Source organism: Paenibacillus sp. RUD330, assembly GCF_002243345.2.
Taxonomy (GTDB): Bacteria; Bacillota; Bacilli; order Paenibacillales; family Paenibacillaceae; genus Paenibacillus_O.
This window is the reverse complement of record NZ_CP022655.2, coordinates 3,492,867-3,511,789: the sequence shown is the minus strand read 5'-3', so window position 1 is coordinate 3,511,789 and position 18,923 is coordinate 3,492,867. Positions and strand designations below refer to the sequence as shown.

At 60.6% G+C, this 18,923-nt stretch carries 16 protein-coding genes; 14 read left to right on the top strand and 2 right to left on the bottom strand.

From position 1 onward, the window contains the following. Nucleotides 1–5 precede the first annotated feature (5 nt). Together CIC07_RS15950 and CIC07_RS15945 are read left to right on the top strand one after the other, a co-directional pair. Entirely contained in the window at nt 6–2,321 is a 2,316-nt protein-coding gene (locus CIC07_RS15950) for a class I SAM-dependent methyltransferase (RefSeq protein WP_076354726.1), read from the top strand. Further along, a complete protein-coding gene (locus CIC07_RS15945; protein WP_076354728.1) occupies nt 2,321–4,690 on the top strand; it encodes a glucosidase family protein in 2,370 nt (789 codons plus the stop codon). Before CIC07_RS15950 ends, CIC07_RS15945 begins: the two co-directional genes overlap by 1 nt. 273 nt (nt 4,691–4,963) lie before the next feature. Here CIC07_RS15945 and CIC07_RS15940 read toward each other — a convergent pair whose 3' ends face one another. Further along, complete coding sequence (locus CIC07_RS15940; protein WP_076354730.1) at nt 4,964–5,260, bottom strand: hypothetical protein; 297 nt, start codon at nt 5,258–5,260, stop codon at nt 4,964–4,966. Further along, nucleotides 5,257–5,799 (bottom strand): DUF1572 family protein, encoded by a 543-nt coding sequence (locus CIC07_RS15935; protein WP_076354732.1) that lies wholly within the window; start codon nt 5,797–5,799, stop codon nt 5,257–5,259. The genes CIC07_RS15940 and CIC07_RS15935 overlap by 4 nt, the downstream gene beginning before the upstream one ends. Before the next feature lie 199 nt (nt 5,800–5,998). Here CIC07_RS15935 and CIC07_RS15930 point away from each other — a divergent pair, with 199 nt between their 5' ends. The 12 genes from CIC07_RS15930 (at nt 5,999) to CIC07_RS15880 (ending at nt 18,922) form a co-directional block, all read left to right on the top strand. Next, nucleotides 5,999–6,466: an N-acetyltransferase gene (locus CIC07_RS15930; protein WP_076354734.1), complete on the top strand. Its 468-nt coding sequence runs from the start codon at nt 5,999–6,001 to the stop codon at nt 6,464–6,466. 199 nt (nt 6,467–6,665) lie between these two features. Then, a complete protein-coding gene (locus CIC07_RS15925) occupies nt 6,666–7,499 on the top strand; it encodes a sugar phosphate isomerase/epimerase family protein (protein ID WP_076354736.1) in 834 nt (277 codons plus the stop codon). Between the two features lie 141 nt (nt 7,500–7,640). Further along, complete coding sequence (gene hrcA, locus CIC07_RS15920; RefSeq protein WP_076354738.1) at nt 7,641–8,669, top strand: heat-inducible transcriptional repressor HrcA; 1,029 nt, start codon at nt 7,641–7,643, stop codon at nt 8,667–8,669. A gap of 156 nt (nt 8,670–8,825) precedes the next feature. Next, nucleotides 8,826–9,374 carry a nucleotide exchange factor GrpE gene (gene grpE / locus CIC07_RS15915; protein WP_076356870.1) on the top strand — a complete coding sequence of 183 codons (549 nt, stop codon included), beginning with the start codon at nt 8,826–8,828 and terminating at the stop codon, nt 9,372–9,374. Between the two features lie 90 nt (nt 9,375–9,464). Further along, nucleotides 9,465–11,303 (top strand): molecular chaperone DnaK, encoded by a 1,839-nt coding sequence (gene dnaK / locus CIC07_RS15910; RefSeq protein ID WP_076354740.1) that lies wholly within the window; start codon nt 9,465–9,467, stop codon nt 11,301–11,303. A gap of 346 nt (nt 11,304–11,649) precedes the next feature. Beyond that, nucleotides 11,650–12,789: a molecular chaperone DnaJ gene (gene dnaJ / locus CIC07_RS15905; protein ID WP_076354742.1), complete on the top strand. Its 1,140-nt coding sequence runs from the start codon at nt 11,650–11,652 to the stop codon at nt 12,787–12,789. A 287-nt stretch (nt 12,790–13,076) separates the two neighbouring features. After that, the gene (locus tag CIC07_RS15900) at nt 13,077–13,772 is read left to right on the top strand and encodes a FadR/GntR family transcriptional regulator (protein ID WP_076354744.1); all 696 of its coding nucleotides are present in this window, start codon (nt 13,077–13,079) and stop codon (nt 13,770–13,772) included. A gap of 113 nt (nt 13,773–13,885) precedes the next feature. Then, entirely contained in the window at nt 13,886–15,235 is a 1,350-nt protein-coding gene (locus CIC07_RS15895) for an acyclic terpene utilization AtuA family protein (RefSeq protein WP_076354746.1), read from the top strand. Nucleotides 15,236–15,249: 14 nt separating this feature from the next. Further along, nucleotides 15,250–15,576, top strand: a complete 327-nt coding sequence (locus CIC07_RS25205) for a DUF4387 domain-containing protein (protein WP_076354748.1) — start codon at nt 15,250–15,252, stop codon at nt 15,574–15,576. Between the two features lie 3 nt (nt 15,577–15,579). Continuing rightward, complete coding sequence (locus tag CIC07_RS15890) at nt 15,580–16,473, top strand: ABC transporter permease (protein ID WP_076354751.1); 894 nt, start codon at nt 15,580–15,582, stop codon at nt 16,471–16,473. A gap of 12 nt (nt 16,474–16,485) precedes the next feature. Further along, nucleotides 16,486–17,358: a carbohydrate ABC transporter permease gene (locus CIC07_RS15885; RefSeq protein WP_076354753.1), complete on the top strand. Its 873-nt coding sequence runs from the start codon at nt 16,486–16,488 to the stop codon at nt 17,356–17,358. 70 nt (nt 17,359–17,428) lie between these two features. Continuing rightward, nucleotides 17,429–18,922 carry an extracellular solute-binding protein gene (locus CIC07_RS15880; protein WP_076354755.1) on the top strand — a complete coding sequence of 498 codons (1,494 nt, stop codon included), beginning with the start codon at nt 17,429–17,431 and terminating at the stop codon, nt 18,920–18,922. The last annotated feature ends 1 nt before the right edge of the window (nt 18,923 follow it).

The following is an 18,923-nucleotide window of genomic DNA, read 5'->3' as shown; positions in this document are numbered from 1 at the left end:
AGCCTATGGCCAAGCTGACCTTGAACCGAAGCGGAGCGGGATGGCTGGCAGGCGTCGGCCTGCTGTCGGCATCCATGCTGGGACTGGAAATCGCGCTGACGAACGTGCTCGGCGTGCTGCTTCAATATCATTACGTGTCGCTTCTGATCTCGCTGGCCGTCCTCGGCACCGGCGCCGGCGCTTACGCCGCCGTCCGGTTCGGAGGCAAGGCCGGCAGGATGCAGGCTGCGGCTCCTGCGGGCTGGGCAAGCATCGCTGCGGGAGGATACGCCATCCTCCTGAGCTTTGTCCTGGCCCGTTTTCCCTATTCGGGGCAGCTTGTCTTTTACGCGCTGTTGTGCGCGCTGCCGTTCCTGCTTTTCGGCTGGGTCACGGGCCGGGCTCTCGCCTCCGGGGCCGCTCCCGCGCCGGCCGTATATGCGGCCGATCTGCTCGGCGCAGCGGCCGGCGCGCTGTGCGGCTACATTCTGACGGAGCGGCTCGGCGGCTTCGCGGCTGTATTCCTCATGTCGATGCCTGCGTTCGCGGCGGCGCTCGCCTTGTTTGCCGGCGGGCGGGGCAAGAGGAGGAGATATGCCGTCCTGGCAGCCGTGCTGCTGCTCGCTGCGGCGCCGCCCGCCTTCGAGACGGCCAGGCAGCTGGACGGCTGGCGGCTCGATTTCGCCGCTTTCCACGGCGCGGCGCCTGACAAGACGATTGTCGGGACGCTGCGCAGCGATCCTTCCGCCCATGTCGTCTCGACGCATTGGGACGGATTCGCCCGCACGGACACGGTCGCGACCGCGGATGACAGACGCCGCATGCTGTTCGTCAACGGCGGCGCCGGAAGCTACATGTACCGGTTCGACGGCAGCCTGAGCTCCGTTGCCGGCCTTGCCCGGGATATCGAGTTCCTGCCGTTCGCCGCTGGCCGGGCGGATCGGACCGCCGTCATCGGAGCGGGCGGGGGACGCGACATTCTGTACGCGCTGCTTGCCGGAGCCAAGGATGTCACTGCCGTCGAGCTGAGCTCCGGCATCGTCCGGAGCATGAGGGAGCAGGCGGACTACAACGGAGGCCTCCTGGATCGTCCCGGCGTCAAGACCGTCGTCGGCGACGGAAGGAGCGTGCTCACCCGGAGCGCCGGCGGTTACGACCTGATCGTCCTTGATCTCGTCTATTCGCAGGTTGGCGGCATGGGCGGCCAGGCCTTGTCTGAAAACTATGTGTTCACCAGGGAAGCGTTCAAGGCGTATTTGGCCAAGCTGGCGCCGGGAGGAAGGCTCGCCATCCTGTCCCATCAAGGCATCGAAGGCGTCCGCGCCTATTATACGGGCCTTGAAGCGCTTATGTCGGACGGGGAGCGCACGGCGGCGGAAGCTTCCCGCCACACGGCCCTGCTCCTGGCGACGGACCAGTCGGCCTCGCCGCAGCTTACCCTGTCCCTGATCCAGAACACGCCGCTCGGCTCGAGCCAGCTGAACCTGCTACAGACCGGGGCGCGTTCGCTGGGGCTGCGGCCGCTGTTCCTTCCGGACTCCGACGAGGAGCTGCTGAAGCCGCTCGTTCAAGGCCAGGTCCCCTTCGACCGGTTCGTGCGGAATTCGGACTACGCGGTCCATCCCGTCAAGGATGACCGGCCGTTCTTCTTCCAGGTGGATCCCGGGCTGCCGCCCGCCCTCTGGCAATGGCTCGCTGCCGCCGCGGCTTTGACCCTGCTGGCCGCATTCGTCATCGGCATCGGAGAGTACGGGCCAGGACGGGCTTCCAGGCTGCGGACCGGAAAGCCGCGCTTGAAATCCTATCCGCTCTATCTTCTGCTCGGAATCGGTTATATGGCCGTCCAGACGGCGCTCATCCAAAAGGCTCTGCTGTATCTCGGCAGTCCGGCGCTCGCCTCCATCGCCGTCATCATGCCGCTGCTGCTCGGCGGAAGCCTGGGGAGCGCGGCGGCAGGGCGTCTCCGCCTTCCGGCCTATGCCGGCGCCGGGGCCGCTTTTGCGGCAGCGGTGCTGCTGCTGCTGGCGGAGCCTGCCCTGTCGGAGAGTCTTCTCGTGTCCGGCGACAGCGCGCGGCTGGCATTCGTCGGCGTCACCGCTTTGCTGCTCGGCCTGCCGATGGGCATGCCGCTTCCGTCCGGGCTTCGCGAGGATGACCGGCGGCTGCCGGGATCTTCCGCCTATTTCTTTGCCGTGAGCGGCTTGGCCGGCATCTGGGGCTCCCTGCTCGGCGCAGCCGTCTCGATGGAGGCCGGAGTGACCGCTACGCTCGCTGCCGGCTGCCTCTGTTATGCCGCTGCCGCGGCAGCGGACCGCTTTTTTACCGATAGGAGGAATGGATAATGAACATGAAGGTATGGGACACAGGGCCGGCGCTGGCTCCATATAAGGAAGAGGGAAGCGCGGAGGGAGCCTCGTGGCAGGATCTGTTCCTTTGTGCGGGCAGCAGGGCGTGCCTGATCGGGGGACAGAACGGAGGCTTTCCGGATTTCGGCCATCACGTCAAGCTTGAGATGGGCGGGCTGTGGCTGCATCCCGTCAAGCTTCTCGACGGCTTCTGGCTCGGCATCCGGGATCGGGAAGACGATGGCGGAGCTTCGGGAGAGACGCCTGTCTGGCTGACGGAGGCCCGCATTTTCGTGAACCATCCCTTCCACAACGAGCATCGGTACACGATGGGCGGGCTCGGTCTGGAAATCGTCCGCAGGCAGTTTTGCCCTGACGGCGAGCAAGGCATTCTGGTGTCGTTCGACATTCGAAATCTTCTCGATCGTCCGCGCTCATTGGATGTCCATTTCCTGGTTCGGACCGATCTCAGTCCGGTCTGGTTCTCGGAAGGAATGGAATGGCGGGAAGGGTTCGATCAAGGCCGGTTCCATCCGGAGCGAGGCGTCTTCACCGCAAGCGATGAGCATCAGCCTTGGCATGTCGCTGCCGGCTCTGCGCTTCCTGCCTCGGATTGCGCAATCGACCGGGAGCTGTTCGGGCCGCATTGGACCGCGGGCAAGGGCGTCGGCGGCGAGCTGAAATACGCCGGCGTGCACCTTCCCGCCCGGGGAGGGACCGAGCTGCGGTTCGCCGTTGCAGGCTCGCTGCACAGCGAGCCCGACGCGCTGGCAAGCCTCGAGAAGCTGCTCGGCTCGGCCGAAGAGCTGTGGACGGCCAAGGTGCTGCGGTATGAAAGGCTGTTGTCCGCCTCCGAGCTGGACATCCCCGACAAGCATCTGCAGAAAACCTTTCACTGGGTGAAATTCCATCAGGACTGGCTGCTTCGGGATGTTCCGGGTGTCGGCAGGGGACTCGGGGCCGGCCAGCCGGAGTATCCATGGTGGTTCGGCTGCGACAGCAGCTATGCGATTCCCGGGCTGCTGGCATCGGGAGGCATGCAGACGGCTCTGGATACGGTGAGGCTGCTGCACCGGGCTTCGGAGCAGGCGAACGGGAACGGACGCATCATCCACGAGATGTCGACGAACGGGCTTGCCGCCCATCCCGGCAATACGCAGGAGACCGCCCATTTCATCTCCTGCCTGTGGGAGGTGCTGAGATGGACGGGAGATGCCGCGCTCCTTGGCGAGCTCTATCCTTCCGTGCAGAAGGGACTGGACTGGCTGCTCGGGGAGATGGACCCCGACGGCGACCTGCTGCCGGAAGGCTACGGCATCATTGAGATCGAGGGCTTGAACGTCGAGCTGATCGATACAGCCGTCTATACGTGGACCGCGCTCAACGCCGCATCGGAGATGGCGGCCCTGCTTGGAGACGAGAGCGGACGCAGCCGCTGGTCGGAGCTTGCCGTCCGGGTCGGGGAGGCCGTCAACCGGGGCATGTGGCTGGAGGAGGAAGGCCTCTATGCGGACGCCATGGCTCCGGTCGGCAAGGTCAGGGAGAGGATCGATCTCTACATCGAGAGGGCCAGGCAATTCGGCGCGGATAACGCCGTGGACGATCTCCTTGCCATGAAGGCCGGCATGGAAGGGCTGCATCCCGAGCTCGAGAAGCCGTGGCTGTTCAAAAACTGGGTCATCAACACGCCGATGGAAGCCGGGCTCGCTCCGCGGCCTCAGGCGATCCGCGCGCTGGACCGGATGGCCGGCGAGGAGTTCACGGGCCGCTGGGGAACGTATTTGTCCGGCATGTACCGCGATCAGATGATGACGATATCGACCGGCGTGCAAGCGGTGGCGGAGGCGCGTTACGGCCGGATGGACGAATCGCTCCGCTATGCGCGGATGATCGCCTCCACCTTCAACCGGAGGCTGCCGGGCTCCATGTCGGAGATGTCTCCCGACTATGGCTGCTTCGTGCAGGCATGGACCAATTACGGCATCGTGTGGCCGCTTGCGGCGTACATGTTCGGCATCGGTCCGGAAGCGTTCCGCAAGCATCTGACGCTGCGGCCCCACTTGCCGGAGGAATGGAAGGAAGCCGCCATCCGCAACGTCGGCTTCGGCCTGGGCGAGCACGCGGCGGAGCTGCGGCATTATGAGATCCGGCTTGCGGAAGATGAGGATGTGTACCGCTGGAGGCTGCAGGGCGAAGGCTGGACCGTGAGGCTGCGCTTGCCGGGCGAGACGCTGGGGGCGGCAGCCGTGCTGCTGGACGGACTCCGGATCAGGCTGGAGGCGGACGGAGAGGGCTGTTATGCGGACGTCGATGGCGAAGGCGAGCATGAGGTCCGGATCGTCAAGCCGGCGGCGGCCGGCTCCTGAATGAACAGAAGCCTGCATCTAAGGATGCAGGCTTTTTTGCGGCCGCTTCGACAAGGGCTGCGTACTTGCTGACATGCCGCCAGCATGCCGTTCGCATGTCGTGAGCTTGCCGTAAGCAAGCCGCTACCGTCGCTAGCATGCCGTGAGCTTGCCGTAAGCAAGCCGCTAATATGCCGCCAGCATGCCGGTTGAACGAAGCGTTTTATGCCGTTTGGGGTTGTAAGGTCGTGTGCATGCCGCTTGCTGGACAGCTGCGTCAATATTAATCGACGGTCACCCGGCTTCCGAGTCCGTTCCGCTTCCTTCCGTTCGACGGCGGTCTTCTTCGGGATGGGGCGGAAGCTGCCGGTACAGGACGAGAGCCAGGATGAAGTTGATCAAGCCGGTGCATCCGGCGGTGAACAGACGCATCCAGGCGAAGGCGGATAGCTTCGGCGGCCCGTTCCCGATCGGCCCCGTCCTGGGCACGTTCTGAGTCCACCAGATGTCGATCAGGATGAAGAGGAAGAAGACGATGAGAATCAGGCTGAAGACGAGATAACCGGTCACGAAGAAGCGGTTGTTCCTCATCCTCCGCTTTTTTTCGCTTCATTAAATGCGTCCGAGCCTCCCCTAGGGATGCTGAGCGTGCGCCAGTCTCCGGAACGGTAAGCCTTGGCGGCATACACGATCTGCCCGACATGATGGCTGAAGTGGGCGACCTGGCGCTGGATCGCTTCGACGACGGTGTGCCGCTCGCCGCGGATGAGGACGGTTCCGAGCAGATCCTCCGGCTGCAGGGAATCGAAGGCCGTCCGGAGCGCCGCCCATCCCTCCTCCCAGCCGGAGAGGACATCCTGCCTGGCCGTCCCGGGGGGCAGCTCGAATTCCCCGTCGCGGTTGCGGTCGGGCTTCTCCCCGTCGGCCGTCAGAAAGTCGGTCCATCTGGACTTCAAGTTCCCGGACAGATGGCGGACGATGACGGCGATGCTGTTGGATTCCGGCGAGGGCGCCCAGAACAGGCCCGCGTCGTCGACCTGGCCGAGCGATCGGTCCGCCAGCTTCTTCTGGCTTTCGAAGGTCGCGAGGCAGCTTTGCAGCAGATGGCTTCCGAGCTGTTGAGAAGACATGTCTTTTTCCTCCTTAGGCTTGTGCTGTCCCTATCATACTCTTCAATGGAAATATCCGGCAAACCGATTTTATGATCGGGAGGCCAAGCTTTTTCTATCGGGAGGCGGCAGGCAGGCGGCCGGATTTTTTTCTTGAGCATTAATTCTATTTGATGTATATTTATTCATATTGTAAAAAGGGCCGGGAGGAGGACCATGGATGCTGGTAAAGGAAGCGTTGTGCCGCAAAGCAAGCCCCCAGGACGTGGATACGCTGTATGAGCTGATCAAAAATTATGCAGAGAAGGGGATCATGCTTCCGAGGTCCAGGGAAGTGCTCCTCCGGCAGATCGATACGTTCGTCATTGCCGAGCTCGATGGGGATGTCGTCGGCTGCGGCTCTCTTACGCGGCTGGGGCAGGACCTGGTCGAGATCCGTTCGCTCGGGATTACGGAAGGATACAAGGGATACGGCATCGGCAGCAAAATCGTCGATTTGCTGATCAAGAACGCCCAGGAGCAGGGCATACCCAAGATCATGGCGCTGACCTATGAAGTCCGCTTCTTCGAGCGCAACGGATTTGCCGTCGTGAACAAGGATATCTTTCCGGAGAAGGTGTGGACCGATTGCGTCCATTGCCCCAAGCAGCATGCCTGCGATGAAATCGCGGTGCTGCGGAATATTTGATCAAGCTGAGTCCCGGCAGGAACTGACGGGGCCGATCGCGAAGCAGGAGGAGAAGCCGCCCGGGGGACGGGCGGTTTTTCTTTCGGGCAGGCTGATCGCCTGATACCGACATATAGATGTAAGAGTCCTCGGGCCGGAAGCCGGCTGGCATGAAAGCGATTTCTTCAACATATGCTTATCCCAAAGGAGATGCTGCCAAATGTCGTATTTATCCGTCAGCACATGGAGTCTGCATCGGCTCCTCGGTCCTCTTCGCTGGACGATATGGGACCAGGAGGATGGAATTCAAAGGACGGCGCTGGAGCCCCAGCCGGAAGAGCTGACCTTGCTTGAGCTGCCCGCTGCTGCGGCAGCGAGAGGCTTTCAGGCGCTCGAGGTATGCCACTTCCACTTCCCTTCCCGCGAGCCGGACTATCTGGTCGAGCTTAGAGCCGCATTTCGGAATGCAGGAATCGCATTCGACACGCTGCTGCTGGACTACGGGGATCTGACTTCGCCCGATGTCCGCAGAGTCGAGGCGGATGAGCGGTACATCTCGTCCTGGATCGATGCAGCCGCCCTTGCCGGAGCGAAGAAGGTGCGGGTCATAGCAGGAGAAGCCATGCCGACGGATGAGGATGCCCTCGCCCGCTCCGCGGCGAGCCTGGACAGGCTGTCGGCTTATGCGCAGGAGTGCGGGGTGCGCATCGTGACGGAGAATTTCAAGCCTCTGACCTCTACCGGCCCCAGCTGCCTGAAGCTGATGGGGCGGACGGAGAGGCCGCTGGCGATGATCACGGATTTCGGCAATTTCAAGGGTGCCGCGAAGTACGAAGAGCTGGCGATGACGCTGCCGAGAAGCTTGTCCGTGCATGCCAAGGCCGAGTTCGACGAGCATGGCATTCCGGATGAGCAGGAGCTCCGCCTTTGTTTGGAGGCTGTCCGCAATTCGGGCTACGACGGCTCCTACGTCATCATCTACGACGGTCCCGGGGACATGTGGGCCGGAATCGAAAGGGTACGCCGAATCGTGGAGCCCTATGCGGCCGGCTGAAGCCGGACAGATACCAAATCACTTGACAATCGTCGAGTAGGTTTGGTATTTTTGTATTAAATGTTAGCACTCATCAAGGTGGAGTGCTAACGGCGAACCGGCAAGCCGGCCGAAAATGGAACGCACGGGAGGAGAACGCGGATGTTGACCGAACGACAGCAGCTGATTCTTGGCGCCATCATCAATGACTATATCCGGTCTGCCGAGCCTGTAGGTTCCCGCAGCATCTCCAAGCGGGGAGACGTAGGGTTCAGCCCTGCGACCATCCGCAACGAGATGGCGGATCTGGAGGAGCTCGGCTTCCTGGAGCAGCCCCATACATCGGCCGGACGCATCCCTTCCATTCAGGGATACCGGTATTACGTCGACCATTTAATGAAGCATGACAGCGTCACGGACAGCGAGCTCAAGACCATGCGGTCGTTTTTTGCGAGCCGGATGATCGAGATGGAGCAAGTCGTCCAGCATGCCGCGATGATTATCTCGAACCTGACCAATTACACCTCGATCGTGCTCGGACCCGACTCGGTCAATCAGGCGCTCAAGCATTTCCAGCTTGTTCCCCTTGGCGGAGACAAGGCAGTCGCGATCGTCGTCACGGATACCGGCCATGTCGAGAACCGCACGGTGACGATTCCGGCCGATCTGGACATGAGCGACATGGAGAAGGCGGTCCGCTTCCTCAACGAGAGGCTGAGCGGAGTTCCGCTGCTGCGGCTCAAGTCACGGCTTTTCTCGGAAGCCGGGGAAGAAATGGGACGTTACGCCGAGCAGATCGAAGGCCTTCTGGGCATACTTGAACAGGCGCTGCGGCCGGAGCAGGACGGCAGGCTGTTCGTCTCCGGCACGACCAATATCCTTACGCAGCCGGAGTTCAAGGATGTCGACAAGGTCAAGACCCTGTTCGATCTGCTCGATGAGACGCCGACGATGCTGAAGCTGTTCTCGTCCATGCCGGAAGGCATCCAGGTGCGGATCGGCACCGAGAACGATCATGAGGCGATCGCGAGCTGCAGCCTGATTACGGCGACTTATGCTCTCGACGGACATTCGCTCGGCACGATCGGCATTCTCGGCCCTACCCGGATGGACTACGGCAAGGTGATCAGCCTTCTGGGAGTGCTCAGCAGCAACATGCATCTGATGATCGGGCGCGGAGGGCCGCGCTGAGGCGGAGACATTCGATTCCGCACCGCCATGGTGCGGGATGGCCGGGGGAATCCCGGTACATAAGCCGCTAGCGGCGATTATTGCAGGAGGTGAGTATGCTTGGAATCCAAGAAGAATACGCTAGATGAACAGGAACAGCATCACGAAGGGGATATCATGGACCCGGATCAGCAGACGGCGGAGCAGGCATCGGCTGCCGCAGCAGGCGAGCCGGCTCCGGCAGAGGGCGCGGCAGAAGCCGACGCCCCCGCAGGAGATCCGCGCTGCGACGAGCTGGCGAAGCAGGCGGAGGAGCACCAGCAGCGCTATCTGCGCGCGCAGGCGGACTTCGACAATTTCCGCCGCCGCACGCAGAAGGAGAAGGAAGAGCTTGCCCAGTACGCTTCCTCGAAGCTTCTGACCCAGCTTCTGCCGGTCGTCGACAACTTCGAGCGCGCCCTCGCGGCGGCAGCCGGCAGCGGCGATTCCGATTCGCTCGCCAAGGGTGTGGACATGATTTTCCGCCAGCTGCAGGGCGTCCTTGAACAGGAAGGCCTCAAGGCAATGGAAGCGGTCGGAAGCCCGTTCAACCCCGAGTTCCATCAGGCGATCATGCAGGTGGAGTCGGACGACCACGAGGAAGGCATCGTCGTGGAGGAAGTCCAGAAGGGCTATATCCTCAAGGACAAGGTGCTTCGCCCAGCGATGGTCAAGGTCAGCGGTTAAGCCGTCGTCCCGACGCATTAAGCTGCCTTTAAGATACAGAGGTTATACTTCATTTATAAAATGTGGATGAAAACGAAGGAGGATATACTCATGAGCAAAGTAATCGGCATCGACCTTGGAACAACGAACTCCTGCGTAGCGGTAATGGAAGGCGGCGAGGCCGTCGTCATTCCGAATCCGGAAGGCAACCGCACGACTCCATCGGTCGTCGGCTTCAAGAAGGACGGCGAGCGCATCGTCGGCGAAACGGCCAAGCGCCAAGCGATCACGAACCCGGACCGCACGATCATGTCGATCAAGCGCCATATGGGAACGAGCCACAAGGAAACGGTGGACGGCAAAGACTTCACGCCGCAAGAAATTTCGGCCATCATCCTGCAGAAGCTGAAATCCGATGCGGAAGCCTACCTGGGCCAAGCCGTGACGCAAGCGGTCATTACCGTACCGGCCTACTTCAACGATTCCCAGCGCCAGGCGACCAAGGACGCAGGCAAGATCGCCGGCCTCGAAGTGCTCCGCATCGTCAACGAGCCGACAGCGGCGGCGCTGGCTTACGGCCTCGAGAAAACGGAAGATCAAACGATCCTCGTTTATGACCTTGGCGGCGGCACGTTCGACGTCTCCATCCTCGAGCTCGGCGACGGTTTCTTCGAAGTCAAAGCGACAAGCGGCGACAACCACCTCGGCGGCGACGACTTCGACCAAGTCATCATCGACCACATCGTATCCGAGTTCAAGAAGGAGCATGGAACGGACCTGTCCAAGGACAAGGCTGCCGTCCAACGCCTGAAGGATGCGGCCGAAAAAGCGAAGAAAGAGCTGTCCGGCGTCCTGACGACGACGATCAGCCTGCCGTTCATCACGATGGTGGACGGCGTTCCCCAGCATTTGGAGATGAACCTGACCCGCGCCAAATTCGAGGAGATCGCAGCTCCGCTCGTCGAGCGCACGCTCGGACCTACGCGTCAAGCTCTGAGCGACTCCGGCCTGTCCGCGAGCGAGATCAGCAAGGTCGTCCTGGTCGGCGGCTCCACCCGCATTCCTGCCGTGCAGGAAGCGATCAAGAAGCTGATCGGCAAAGAGCCGCATAAAGGCGTCAACCCGGATGAAGTCGTCGCTCTCGGCGCTGCCGTGCAAGCGGGCGTCCTGACCGGCGACGTCAAGGATGTCGTGCTGCTCGACGTCACCCCGCTCTCCCTCGGCATCGAGACGGCCGGCGGCGTATTCACCAAAATGATCGACCGCAACACGACGATTCCTACGAGCAAATCCCAGGTGTACTCCACCTATGCGGACAACCAGACTAGCGTAGAGATCCACGTCCTTCAAGGAGAGCGCTCCATGGCTTCGGGCAACAAGACGCTTGGACGCTTCATGCTGGGAGACATTCCTCCGGCTCCGCGCGGAATTCCGCAGATCGAGGTCACCTTCGACATCGACGCCAACGGCATCGTGAACGTCAGCGCCTTGGATAAAGGCACGGGCAAGAGCCAGAAGATCACGATCACATCCTCGAGCGGCCTGAGCGACGAGGAAGTCGAGCGCATGATGAAGGACGCCGAGCTGAACGCCGAGGAAGACCGCAAGCGCAAAGAGCTCGTCGAAGCGAAAAACAATGCCGACCAGCTGATCTACTCCGTCGACAAGACGGTGAAGGATCTGGGCGACAAAGTCGATGCGGGCGAGATCGAGAAAGCGAACAAGGCGAAGGAAGCTCTCCAGGCGGCGATCGGCGGCGAGGATCTGGAAGCCATCCAGAAGGCGACCGAGGAGCTCACGGAAATCGTGCAGCAGCTATCGGTGAAGCTCTATGAGCAAGCGGCCCAAGCCGAGCAGGGCGCTTCTGGCGCAGACGCGGGCGGAGCTTCCGCCGGCGGCAAGGACAACGTCGTGGACGCCGACTACGAAGTCGTCGACGACAAGAAGTAAGCCCGTTGCTTCTCCGACGCGAATGGCGAGGGATGGACTTGAAGGAGCCATTCGCGTTACCATAGCAATAGCCATCCATCAAGCGGCTCCGCCTTTTTCCAAGCAGCGCCCTGCGGCCACCCGGCCCGGGGCTCCGGGAGGGAGAGGGCGGCAAGCCGTTTGTTGCGTGTTTGAGCAAGGTTTGAGGGTTGGAAGTGGAGGTTCTAGTTGTGCGAGCTGGCGCGGGAGAGTGGTTTGAATCTGCAGAAGCGGAAGCGTCCGCCTCTGACAGCGGTCGGAAGATCAAACCGTCTCCTCAGCGATCATATGCACATGGATAGACAAGTGCTCATGGGGGTGAGAGAGGTTGGCGGACAAACGCGATTATTACGAGGTGCTTGGAGTCGATAAAGGCGCCTCGGGCGAAGACATCAAGAAGGCTTACCGCAAGATGGCCAGGCAGTACCATCCCGATGTGAACAAGGAAGCGGATGCGGAAAGCAAGTTCAAGGAAGTGAAGGAAGCCTACGATACGCTGAGCGACGACCAGAAGCGCTCGGTGTACGATCAGTACGGCCATGTCGACCCGAACCAGTTCGGGGGCGGCGGCTTCTCGGGGCAGGACTTCGGAGGCGGCGGCTTCGGCGACATCTTCGACATGTTCTTCGGAGGCGGAGGCGGCCGGCGCGATCCCAATGCGCCGCAGCGGGGCAACGATCTCCAGTACACGATGACGATCGAGTTCAAGGAAGCGGTATTCGGCAAGGAAACCGAAATCACCATTCCGCGGACCGAAAATTGCGATACATGCCACGGCTCCGGCGCCAAGCCGGGAACGAAGCCGGAAACCTGCTCCGTCTGCCGCGGCAGCGGCCAGCAGGAGGTCGTGCAGAACACGCCGTTCGGCCGCATGGTCAACCGCCGCGCCTGCACGAACTGCGGCGGCTCCGGCAAGATCATCAAGGACAAATGCGGCACCTGCCATGGCGCCGGCAAAGTCAAAAAGCAGCGCAAGATTACGGTCAAGATTCCGGCGGGCGTGGACGAAGGCGCTCAAATCCGCCTGACCGGCGAAGGCGAGGGCGGAACGAAGGGCGGCCCGAACGGGGACCTGTACATCGTGCTGCGCGTCAAGCCGCATGAATTCTTCGACCGCGAGAACGACGACATCTACTGCGAGATTCCGCTGACGTTCGCGCAGGCGGCGCTCGGCGACGAGATCGAGATTCCGACGCTGACCGAGAAGGTCAAGCTGAAGATTCCGGCCGGCACCCAGACGGGCACTTATTTCCGCCTCAAGGGCAAAGGCGTGCCGAAGCTGCGCGGCTACGGCAACGGCGACCAGCATGTCAAGGTGACGGTCGTCACGCCGACCGCTCTCAGCGACGAGCAGAAGGATCTGCTGCGCCAGCTCGGCGGCCTGGGAGGCTCTTCCGCCTCGGGCCAGGATCAGGAGCATCACGAGAGCATTTTCGACCGGATGAAAAAGGCTTTCAGGGGCGACTAGATTAGCCATGCAAGACCATAAAAGGGCGTTCTTCTCATCGAAGAACGCCCTTTTTTACATATAGCCCTGCCAAGCCTAGGGGGTAAACCCTTCAATGCATACTGTCGTACCCGGCATGCTGGTTATTCAAAGCGTTATCGTCACCTAGCGAGAAAGGCTTCTCTCTCCTGACAAATCAGATGCATGAAAGCGCTTGACACGATCCCAGCCTGCGCTTATGCTTAACAAGTGGTCAATTGGATGATCCAATTCCGGCAACGCGCGCGATAGAGGGGAAAGACGTATTTATGACGATTAAGAAAATCAAATATCATCGGGTCTACGAGGATGTCATCGAGCAGCTGAAAACCCTTATCCTCGAAGGCAATCTCGCTCCGGGAGACTTCCTGCCGACGGAGAGGGAACTCGCCCAGTCGTTCGGCATCAGCCGCGGCACGCTGCGGGAGGCGTTCCGCATCCTCGAGCGGGAAGGGCTGATCGAGGCCCGTCCCGGCGGCGGCCGCTTCCTGAGCAAGTCGCTCGACGTCGCCGAGGACCGCAGCCGGATCCTCGACAATATCGAGCGGGCGACGATCATCGAGCTGCTGGAAGCCCGCGAGCTGTTCGAGACCGGCATCGTGGAGCTCGCCGCCAAGCGGGCGACCGAGGAGGATATCGCGGAGATCGAAGCGGCCTTCGAGGCTTGGGGCCAGATCGATCTCGACGGGGACCGCTCCAAGCCGGACCAGGCATTCCATCTTTCGATCGCCAAGGCGACCCATAACGTCGTGCTCGTCAACATGATCGAGCTGCAGATGGATATGCTGCAGCGCACGCTGAGCAAGACGGCGGTCATTCCCGGCCGCAAGAGCGAGGTATACGAGGAGCATCTGCTCATCCTGCAGGCGATCAAGGAACGGGATCCCGTCAAGGCCAGGCTTGCGTTGCTCAACCATTTAAGCCATGTGAAGGACAACATCCAGCGAAACGCTGTTCAAGCCTAAGGGGAAATCCCCTTTTTCTTTATCCTAAATTGGGTGATCCAATTATCCAACTGTCCAACCATCCAAATGATACCAGAACGACCCACTACGACTTGAAAATGAGGGAGACCGAGATGAGCACAGACATTCGAATCTTATCGCCCTGCGGCATGCTGGGATACGGATTTCCGGAGAATTCCTTCATGAATGGAATGAGCCGGGAGCCGCATGGCATCGTCGTGGATGCCGGCTCGACCGATGGAGGCCCGCACAAGCTGGGCGCCGGCGTCTCCATCGTCAGCAAGAGGGCGGTGAAGAAGGACCTCGGCATCATGATTCCAGCCGGCCTGTCCAGCGGAATCCCGATCATCATCGGCTCGGCCGGGGGCTCCGGGGCGAGAACGCATGTGAACTGGACGCTGGAGATCATCGACGAGCTGCTGGAGGAAATGAAGCTGCAGGCCAACATTACCGTCATCTGGGCAGACTTCTCCCAAGAGGAGCTCCTGCAGGCAAGAGAGGAAGGGCGGATATCCTCCCTGAGTCCGAACATTCCGCCGCTTACGGAGGAGGCCATCGCGGCTACGAACAGCATCGTGGCCCAGATGGGACACGAGCCGATCGTCGAAGCGCTGCGGGGCGGAGCGGACATCATCGTCTGCGGCAGAGCCTACGATCCATCGCCGTTCGCGGCTATCGGCATCTACCATGGCAAGGATCCAGGCCTGTCCTATCATCTGGGCAAGATTTTGGAATGCGGCGCGCTGTGCGCCGAGCCGGGAACGACCAAGGACAGCATTCTCGGGACGATCAGCGACGGCTATTTCACCGTCGAATCGCTCAATCCGGACCGGACCTGCAGCGAGACGAGCGTTGCGGCCCATACGTTCTACGAGAAGGAGCATCCCTACATCCTGCATGGACCGGGCTTCACGCTGGACCTGGAGTTATGCCGCTTCGAGGAAAGCAGCCCGGGCGTCGTGCGCGTCAGCGGCAGCCGCTACCTTCCGGCCGATACGTATAGAATCAAGCTCGAAGGCGCGAGGCAGACCGCATATCGGACCTTCGTCGTGGCCGGCATCCGCGATCCGATTCTGCTGGGCAAGCTGGTGGCGGTCCAGGAGCTGGTCCGCAGCCAGGCGAAGGACTACTACCGGGACATTCCGGAGTCGGATTACGAGATCCGCTTCTACAACTACGGAATGAACGGCGTCCTGGGCAGACAGGAGCCGGAAGCGTTCCGGGGGCATGAGGTCGGCGCCATGTTCGAGGTCGTCGCCCGCACGCAGGAGCTGGCCAGCAGCATCTGCGCGACCGTCCGCTCGACCTTCCTGCATTACGGCTATGAGGGACGCAAGTCGACCGCCGGCAATCTGGCCTTCCCGTTCGCTCCCAGCGATATCGAGTTCGGGCCGGTGTATGAGTTTTCCGTGTACCATCTGATGGAATCGAGACCGGATGTCTTCACGATCGAGCAGCGATAAGGAGGATGCAAGCCATGACCAAGCTCGGCGATATGGCCAAGGTGCTGCGGAGCAAAAACTCCGGCCCTTTTGAACTTACTCTGGATGTGCTCTTCGACTCCAGGGAAATGTATGAAAACGTCAAGAATTCCGGTTCCGTCACCAGAGAAGCCGTCGGCAAGGCTTATGGAATCTCGGAGGAGCAGATCCATCACTTCGTCTTTTTCGATCAGGCGCTCGGCTTCAAGGTGACGATGTCGCGGGAGATCTCCTCCGGCAGCGCCGGAGACCGGGATGTGTACGGGGCGCAGCAGCACGCCCCGCTCATGCAGCTGGAAATCCATTGTCCCCGGGAGGTGTAGGCTATGAACGTCATGAAGCGGCTGCGGCAGGACTGGGTTCTCTACGCCATGCTGTTCCTGCCCCTGCTCTACTTCTTCATCTTCCATCTCATCCCGCTCTACGGCATGAAGCTCGCCTTCCAGGATTACCGCATCATCGGCGACCCTGTCTGGGTCGGATGGAAGCATTTCAAGACGCTGTTCAGCTCGCCGGCATTCGCCAGCGTGCTCCAGAACACCATCATCATCAGCTTGATGAAGATCGTCTTCGTCTTTCCGATTCCGATCGTGCTGTCGCTCTTCATCAATGAAGTGCGCAGCTCCAAGTACCGCAAATACGTGCAGTCCGTGCTTTACCTGCCGCATTTCCTGTCCTGGGTCGTCATCGCGGGCATCTGGATCAGCCTTCTGAATCCGGCGACCGGCGGCGTCAACCAGATCGCGAGCTTCTTCCAGCTGCCGTCGGTCGATTATATGACGAGCAAGGAGCATATCCGCTGGGTGCTCGTCTTCTCGGAAATCTGGCGCAGCGCAGGATGGGATTCCATCATCTATCTGGCCGCCATCATGAAGATCAGCCCCGGGCTGTACGAAGCGGCCAAGATCGACGGCGCGACCCGGCTGCAGCAAATGCGCTTCATTACGATGCCCCATCTCTACAGCACTGTTGTAACCGTCTTCATTCTCAATCTGGGCTTTTTCATGAATGCCGGCTTCGATCAGGTGTTCAACTTCATGAATGCATCGGTCATCAGCGTCGTGGACATTCTGGACACGTATGTGTACCGGATCGGCATCGGCAACGGCCAGTTCGCCTATGCGACAGCGGCAAGCCTGTTCAAGGGCGTCATCGGCATCGTCCTCATCCTGGGCACGCATTTCATCTCGAAGCGCATCTCAGGCAAAGGCGTCTGGTAGGAGGGATATCAAGTGAGACGACTGGAAGTTTCGAAACTCGTCATTTATCTGCTGTTGTTCGCCTTCACGCTCATGGTGCTCGTGCCTCTGCTCAATCTGCTTGCCCTGTCCTTCACGGAGCCGGGCAAGGCGCATCTGATGGGCGGGCTGGACATCATTCCGAAGGGCTTCTCCACGCTCAACTATGAGCTTCTGTTCGCCAATCCGCTCATAACGGGCAGCATCCTCAATTCGGTCTGGATTACCGTCGCGGGTACGGCGCTCAACCTGGCGCTCACCTCGATGGCCGCCTACGTGCTCGCCCGCAATGAATTCGTGGGCAAGAAATTCGTCCTCTTCTTCCTGATCGTCATCATGGTGTTTGAGCCGGGCATGATTCCGGAATATCTGCTCATCAAGGACATCGGCCTGATGAATACGCTGACCTCGCTGATTCTGTACAAGGCGGTCAATGTGTATTACCTCTTCATCCTGATGCGGTTTTTCCAGGACATTCCGGAGGAGATTCTGGAGGCTTCCCGCATCGATGGAGCCGGCCACTTCCGGATGTACAGCCGGATCATGATGCCGCTCTCCAAGCCGGGGCTGGCCACGCTCGGACTGTTCTACGGAGTGTACCACTGGAACGAGTATTTCCGGGCCACGCTGTACATCTCGGAGCCGGCGAAGTGGCCGCTGCAGGTCGTGCTGAGGCAGTTCGTCGTCCGCAAGGACAACACGTCGCTCATCGGCAGCCAGAACATGTTCGACAGCTCCATCCACTTCGACTTCGCGGCGCTGCAGGCCGGAACGATCATCATCGCCATCGTGCCGCTGCTCGTGCTCTACCCGTTCATCCTGAAGTATTACGCCAAGGGCGCTCTGGAAGGGGGAGTCAAGGATTAAGCCGGAGCGTTCCGGCCGCAAGGGCAGCTTAAGCGAGGAAGGCTATCATCCATAAGGGGAGATAAAAAACATGAAAAAATGGAATTCAATCGCGATCGCCGCTACGATGGCCGTCGTCATGACCGCTTGCTCGTCCAACTCGGGCACTCCGGCCGCCAATCAGGGAAATGCCGGCTCCGCCCAGCCTGAAGGCGGCAGCCAGCCGATCACGCTCAAGATCGTCTACAAGGACGAAGGCACGGCGAACGCCGCTTCGGTCCGATTTTTCGGAGAGCTGGAGAAAGCGCTTGCCAAGGACGAAGGCCTGAACGTCAAGTTCGAGCTGGTCGATCTGGCGCAGGGCAGCTACGCCGAGAACCTGAACCTGCTGCTGCTCGGCGGCACGATTCCGGACATCATCTACTTCCAGGGCGGCGACCAGCAGATGGCCGAGCAAGGCCTTCTGGAGGACTTGACTCCTTATATCAACAAATCCAAGTACGTCAAAGACATCATGGAGCCTCACAACATCACCCGCATGACCAGCTATCCGTATCTGCTGTGGATCAAGCCGCTCGCTCCCAAGGCTCCGGTCGTCCGGGCGGATTGGTTCGAAGCGATGGACAGCTCCAAGGCATTGACGGAAAACCCGTCCGTGGACAACTACTACGCCTTCTTCAAGGAGCTGGTCGAGAAGAAGCCGGGCTCCGGCAAGCCGGCCTATGCGCTTACGGCTGCGGGAGACATCGCGGAGATCAATACGATCTTCAACTCGGCGTTCGGCCTCGACAAAACGTGGATCAAGAAGGATGACGGCACGTTCGAATACGCCAAGATCTCCGAAGGCGAGAAAGAAAAGCTGGCCTTCTACAACAAGCTGTACAAGGAAGGCCTGCTGGATCCGCAGTTCATCACGAAGCAATGGGATACGAAGGAGGATGCCTTCTACAAGGGCGAAGCCGGCGTCATCACCGGTACGGCAGGCAAAATCCTCGACCTGTACAACGGCCGCATGCAGGATCTCGGAGGAGCCGGCGCCAAGCTGGTCGTGCTGCCTCCGGCCAAGGGCATCGGCCAAGGCTTCGGAGCGACGGACGTCACGAAGGAATCCCGCGGCCTGGCGATCTCTTCCCAATCGAAGAACAAGGATGCCGCGTTCCAGGTGTTCGACTACCTCGCCAGCCCCAAAGGCCAGATGCTGGACCGTCTCGGCTATGAAAACGAGGACTACAAAATCGTCGACGGCAAGATCGAGCTGAACGAGAACTATTACAACAACTGGTATGCGCGCTTCTGGGAGCCGGTGACCATCAAGTCCGACATTCCGCTGAAGACGCCGCTGCTGGGCGAGCCGGGGGAAAAATCGCTGAAGATGGCTTCGGAGTACTACACCGAAGACAACAACTTCATCATTCCGGAGCAGTTCGTCGCCAACTGGGACGCGATGAACAATCTGTACAAGGAATACTCGACGGACTTCATTACCGGCAAGAAGGATCTGAGCCAGTTCGGCCAGTTCGTCGACGCCTGGAACGCAGCCGGAGGAACCGAAATCACCAAATACGCGAACAAAACCATCAAGTAAG

What these genes read in the sequence shown, in the direction of transcription:
- CIC07_RS15950 (WP_076354726.1), top strand. Translation starts at nt 6, where the DNA reads ATGGCCAAGCTGACCTTGAACCGAAGCGGAGCGGGATGGCTGGCAGGC.
- CIC07_RS15945 (WP_076354728.1), top strand. Translation starts at nt 2,321, where the DNA reads ATGAACATGAAGGTATGGGACACAGGGCCGGCGCTGGCTCCATATAAG.
- CIC07_RS15940 (WP_076354730.1), bottom strand. Translation starts at nt 5,260, where the DNA reads ATGAGGAACAACCGCTTCTTCGTGACCGGTTATCTCGTCTTCAGCCTG.
- CIC07_RS15935 (WP_076354732.1), bottom strand. Translation starts at nt 5,799, where the DNA reads ATGTCTTCTCAACAGCTCGGAAGCCATCTGCTGCAAAGCTGCCTCGCG.
- CIC07_RS15930 (WP_076354734.1), top strand. Translation starts at nt 5,999, where the DNA reads ATGCTGGTAAAGGAAGCGTTGTGCCGCAAAGCAAGCCCCCAGGACGTG.
- CIC07_RS15925 (WP_076354736.1), top strand. Translation starts at nt 6,666, where the DNA reads ATGTCGTATTTATCCGTCAGCACATGGAGTCTGCATCGGCTCCTCGGT.
- hrcA (WP_076354738.1), top strand. Translation starts at nt 7,641, where the DNA reads ATGTTGACCGAACGACAGCAGCTGATTCTTGGCGCCATCATCAATGAC.
- grpE (WP_076356870.1), top strand. Translation starts at nt 8,826, where the DNA reads ATGGACCCGGATCAGCAGACGGCGGAGCAGGCATCGGCTGCCGCAGCA.
- dnaK (WP_076354740.1), top strand. Translation starts at nt 9,465, where the DNA reads ATGAGCAAAGTAATCGGCATCGACCTTGGAACAACGAACTCCTGCGTA.
- CIC07_RS15900 (WP_076354744.1), top strand. Translation starts at nt 13,077, where the DNA reads ATGACGATTAAGAAAATCAAATATCATCGGGTCTACGAGGATGTCATC.
- CIC07_RS15895 (WP_076354746.1), top strand. Translation starts at nt 13,886, where the DNA reads ATGAGCACAGACATTCGAATCTTATCGCCCTGCGGCATGCTGGGATAC.
- CIC07_RS25205 (WP_076354748.1), top strand. Translation starts at nt 15,250, where the DNA reads ATGACCAAGCTCGGCGATATGGCCAAGGTGCTGCGGAGCAAAAACTCC.
- CIC07_RS15890 (WP_076354751.1), top strand. Translation starts at nt 15,580, where the DNA reads ATGAACGTCATGAAGCGGCTGCGGCAGGACTGGGTTCTCTACGCCATG.
- CIC07_RS15880 (WP_076354755.1), top strand. Translation starts at nt 17,429, where the DNA reads ATGAAAAAATGGAATTCAATCGCGATCGCCGCTACGATGGCCGTCGTC.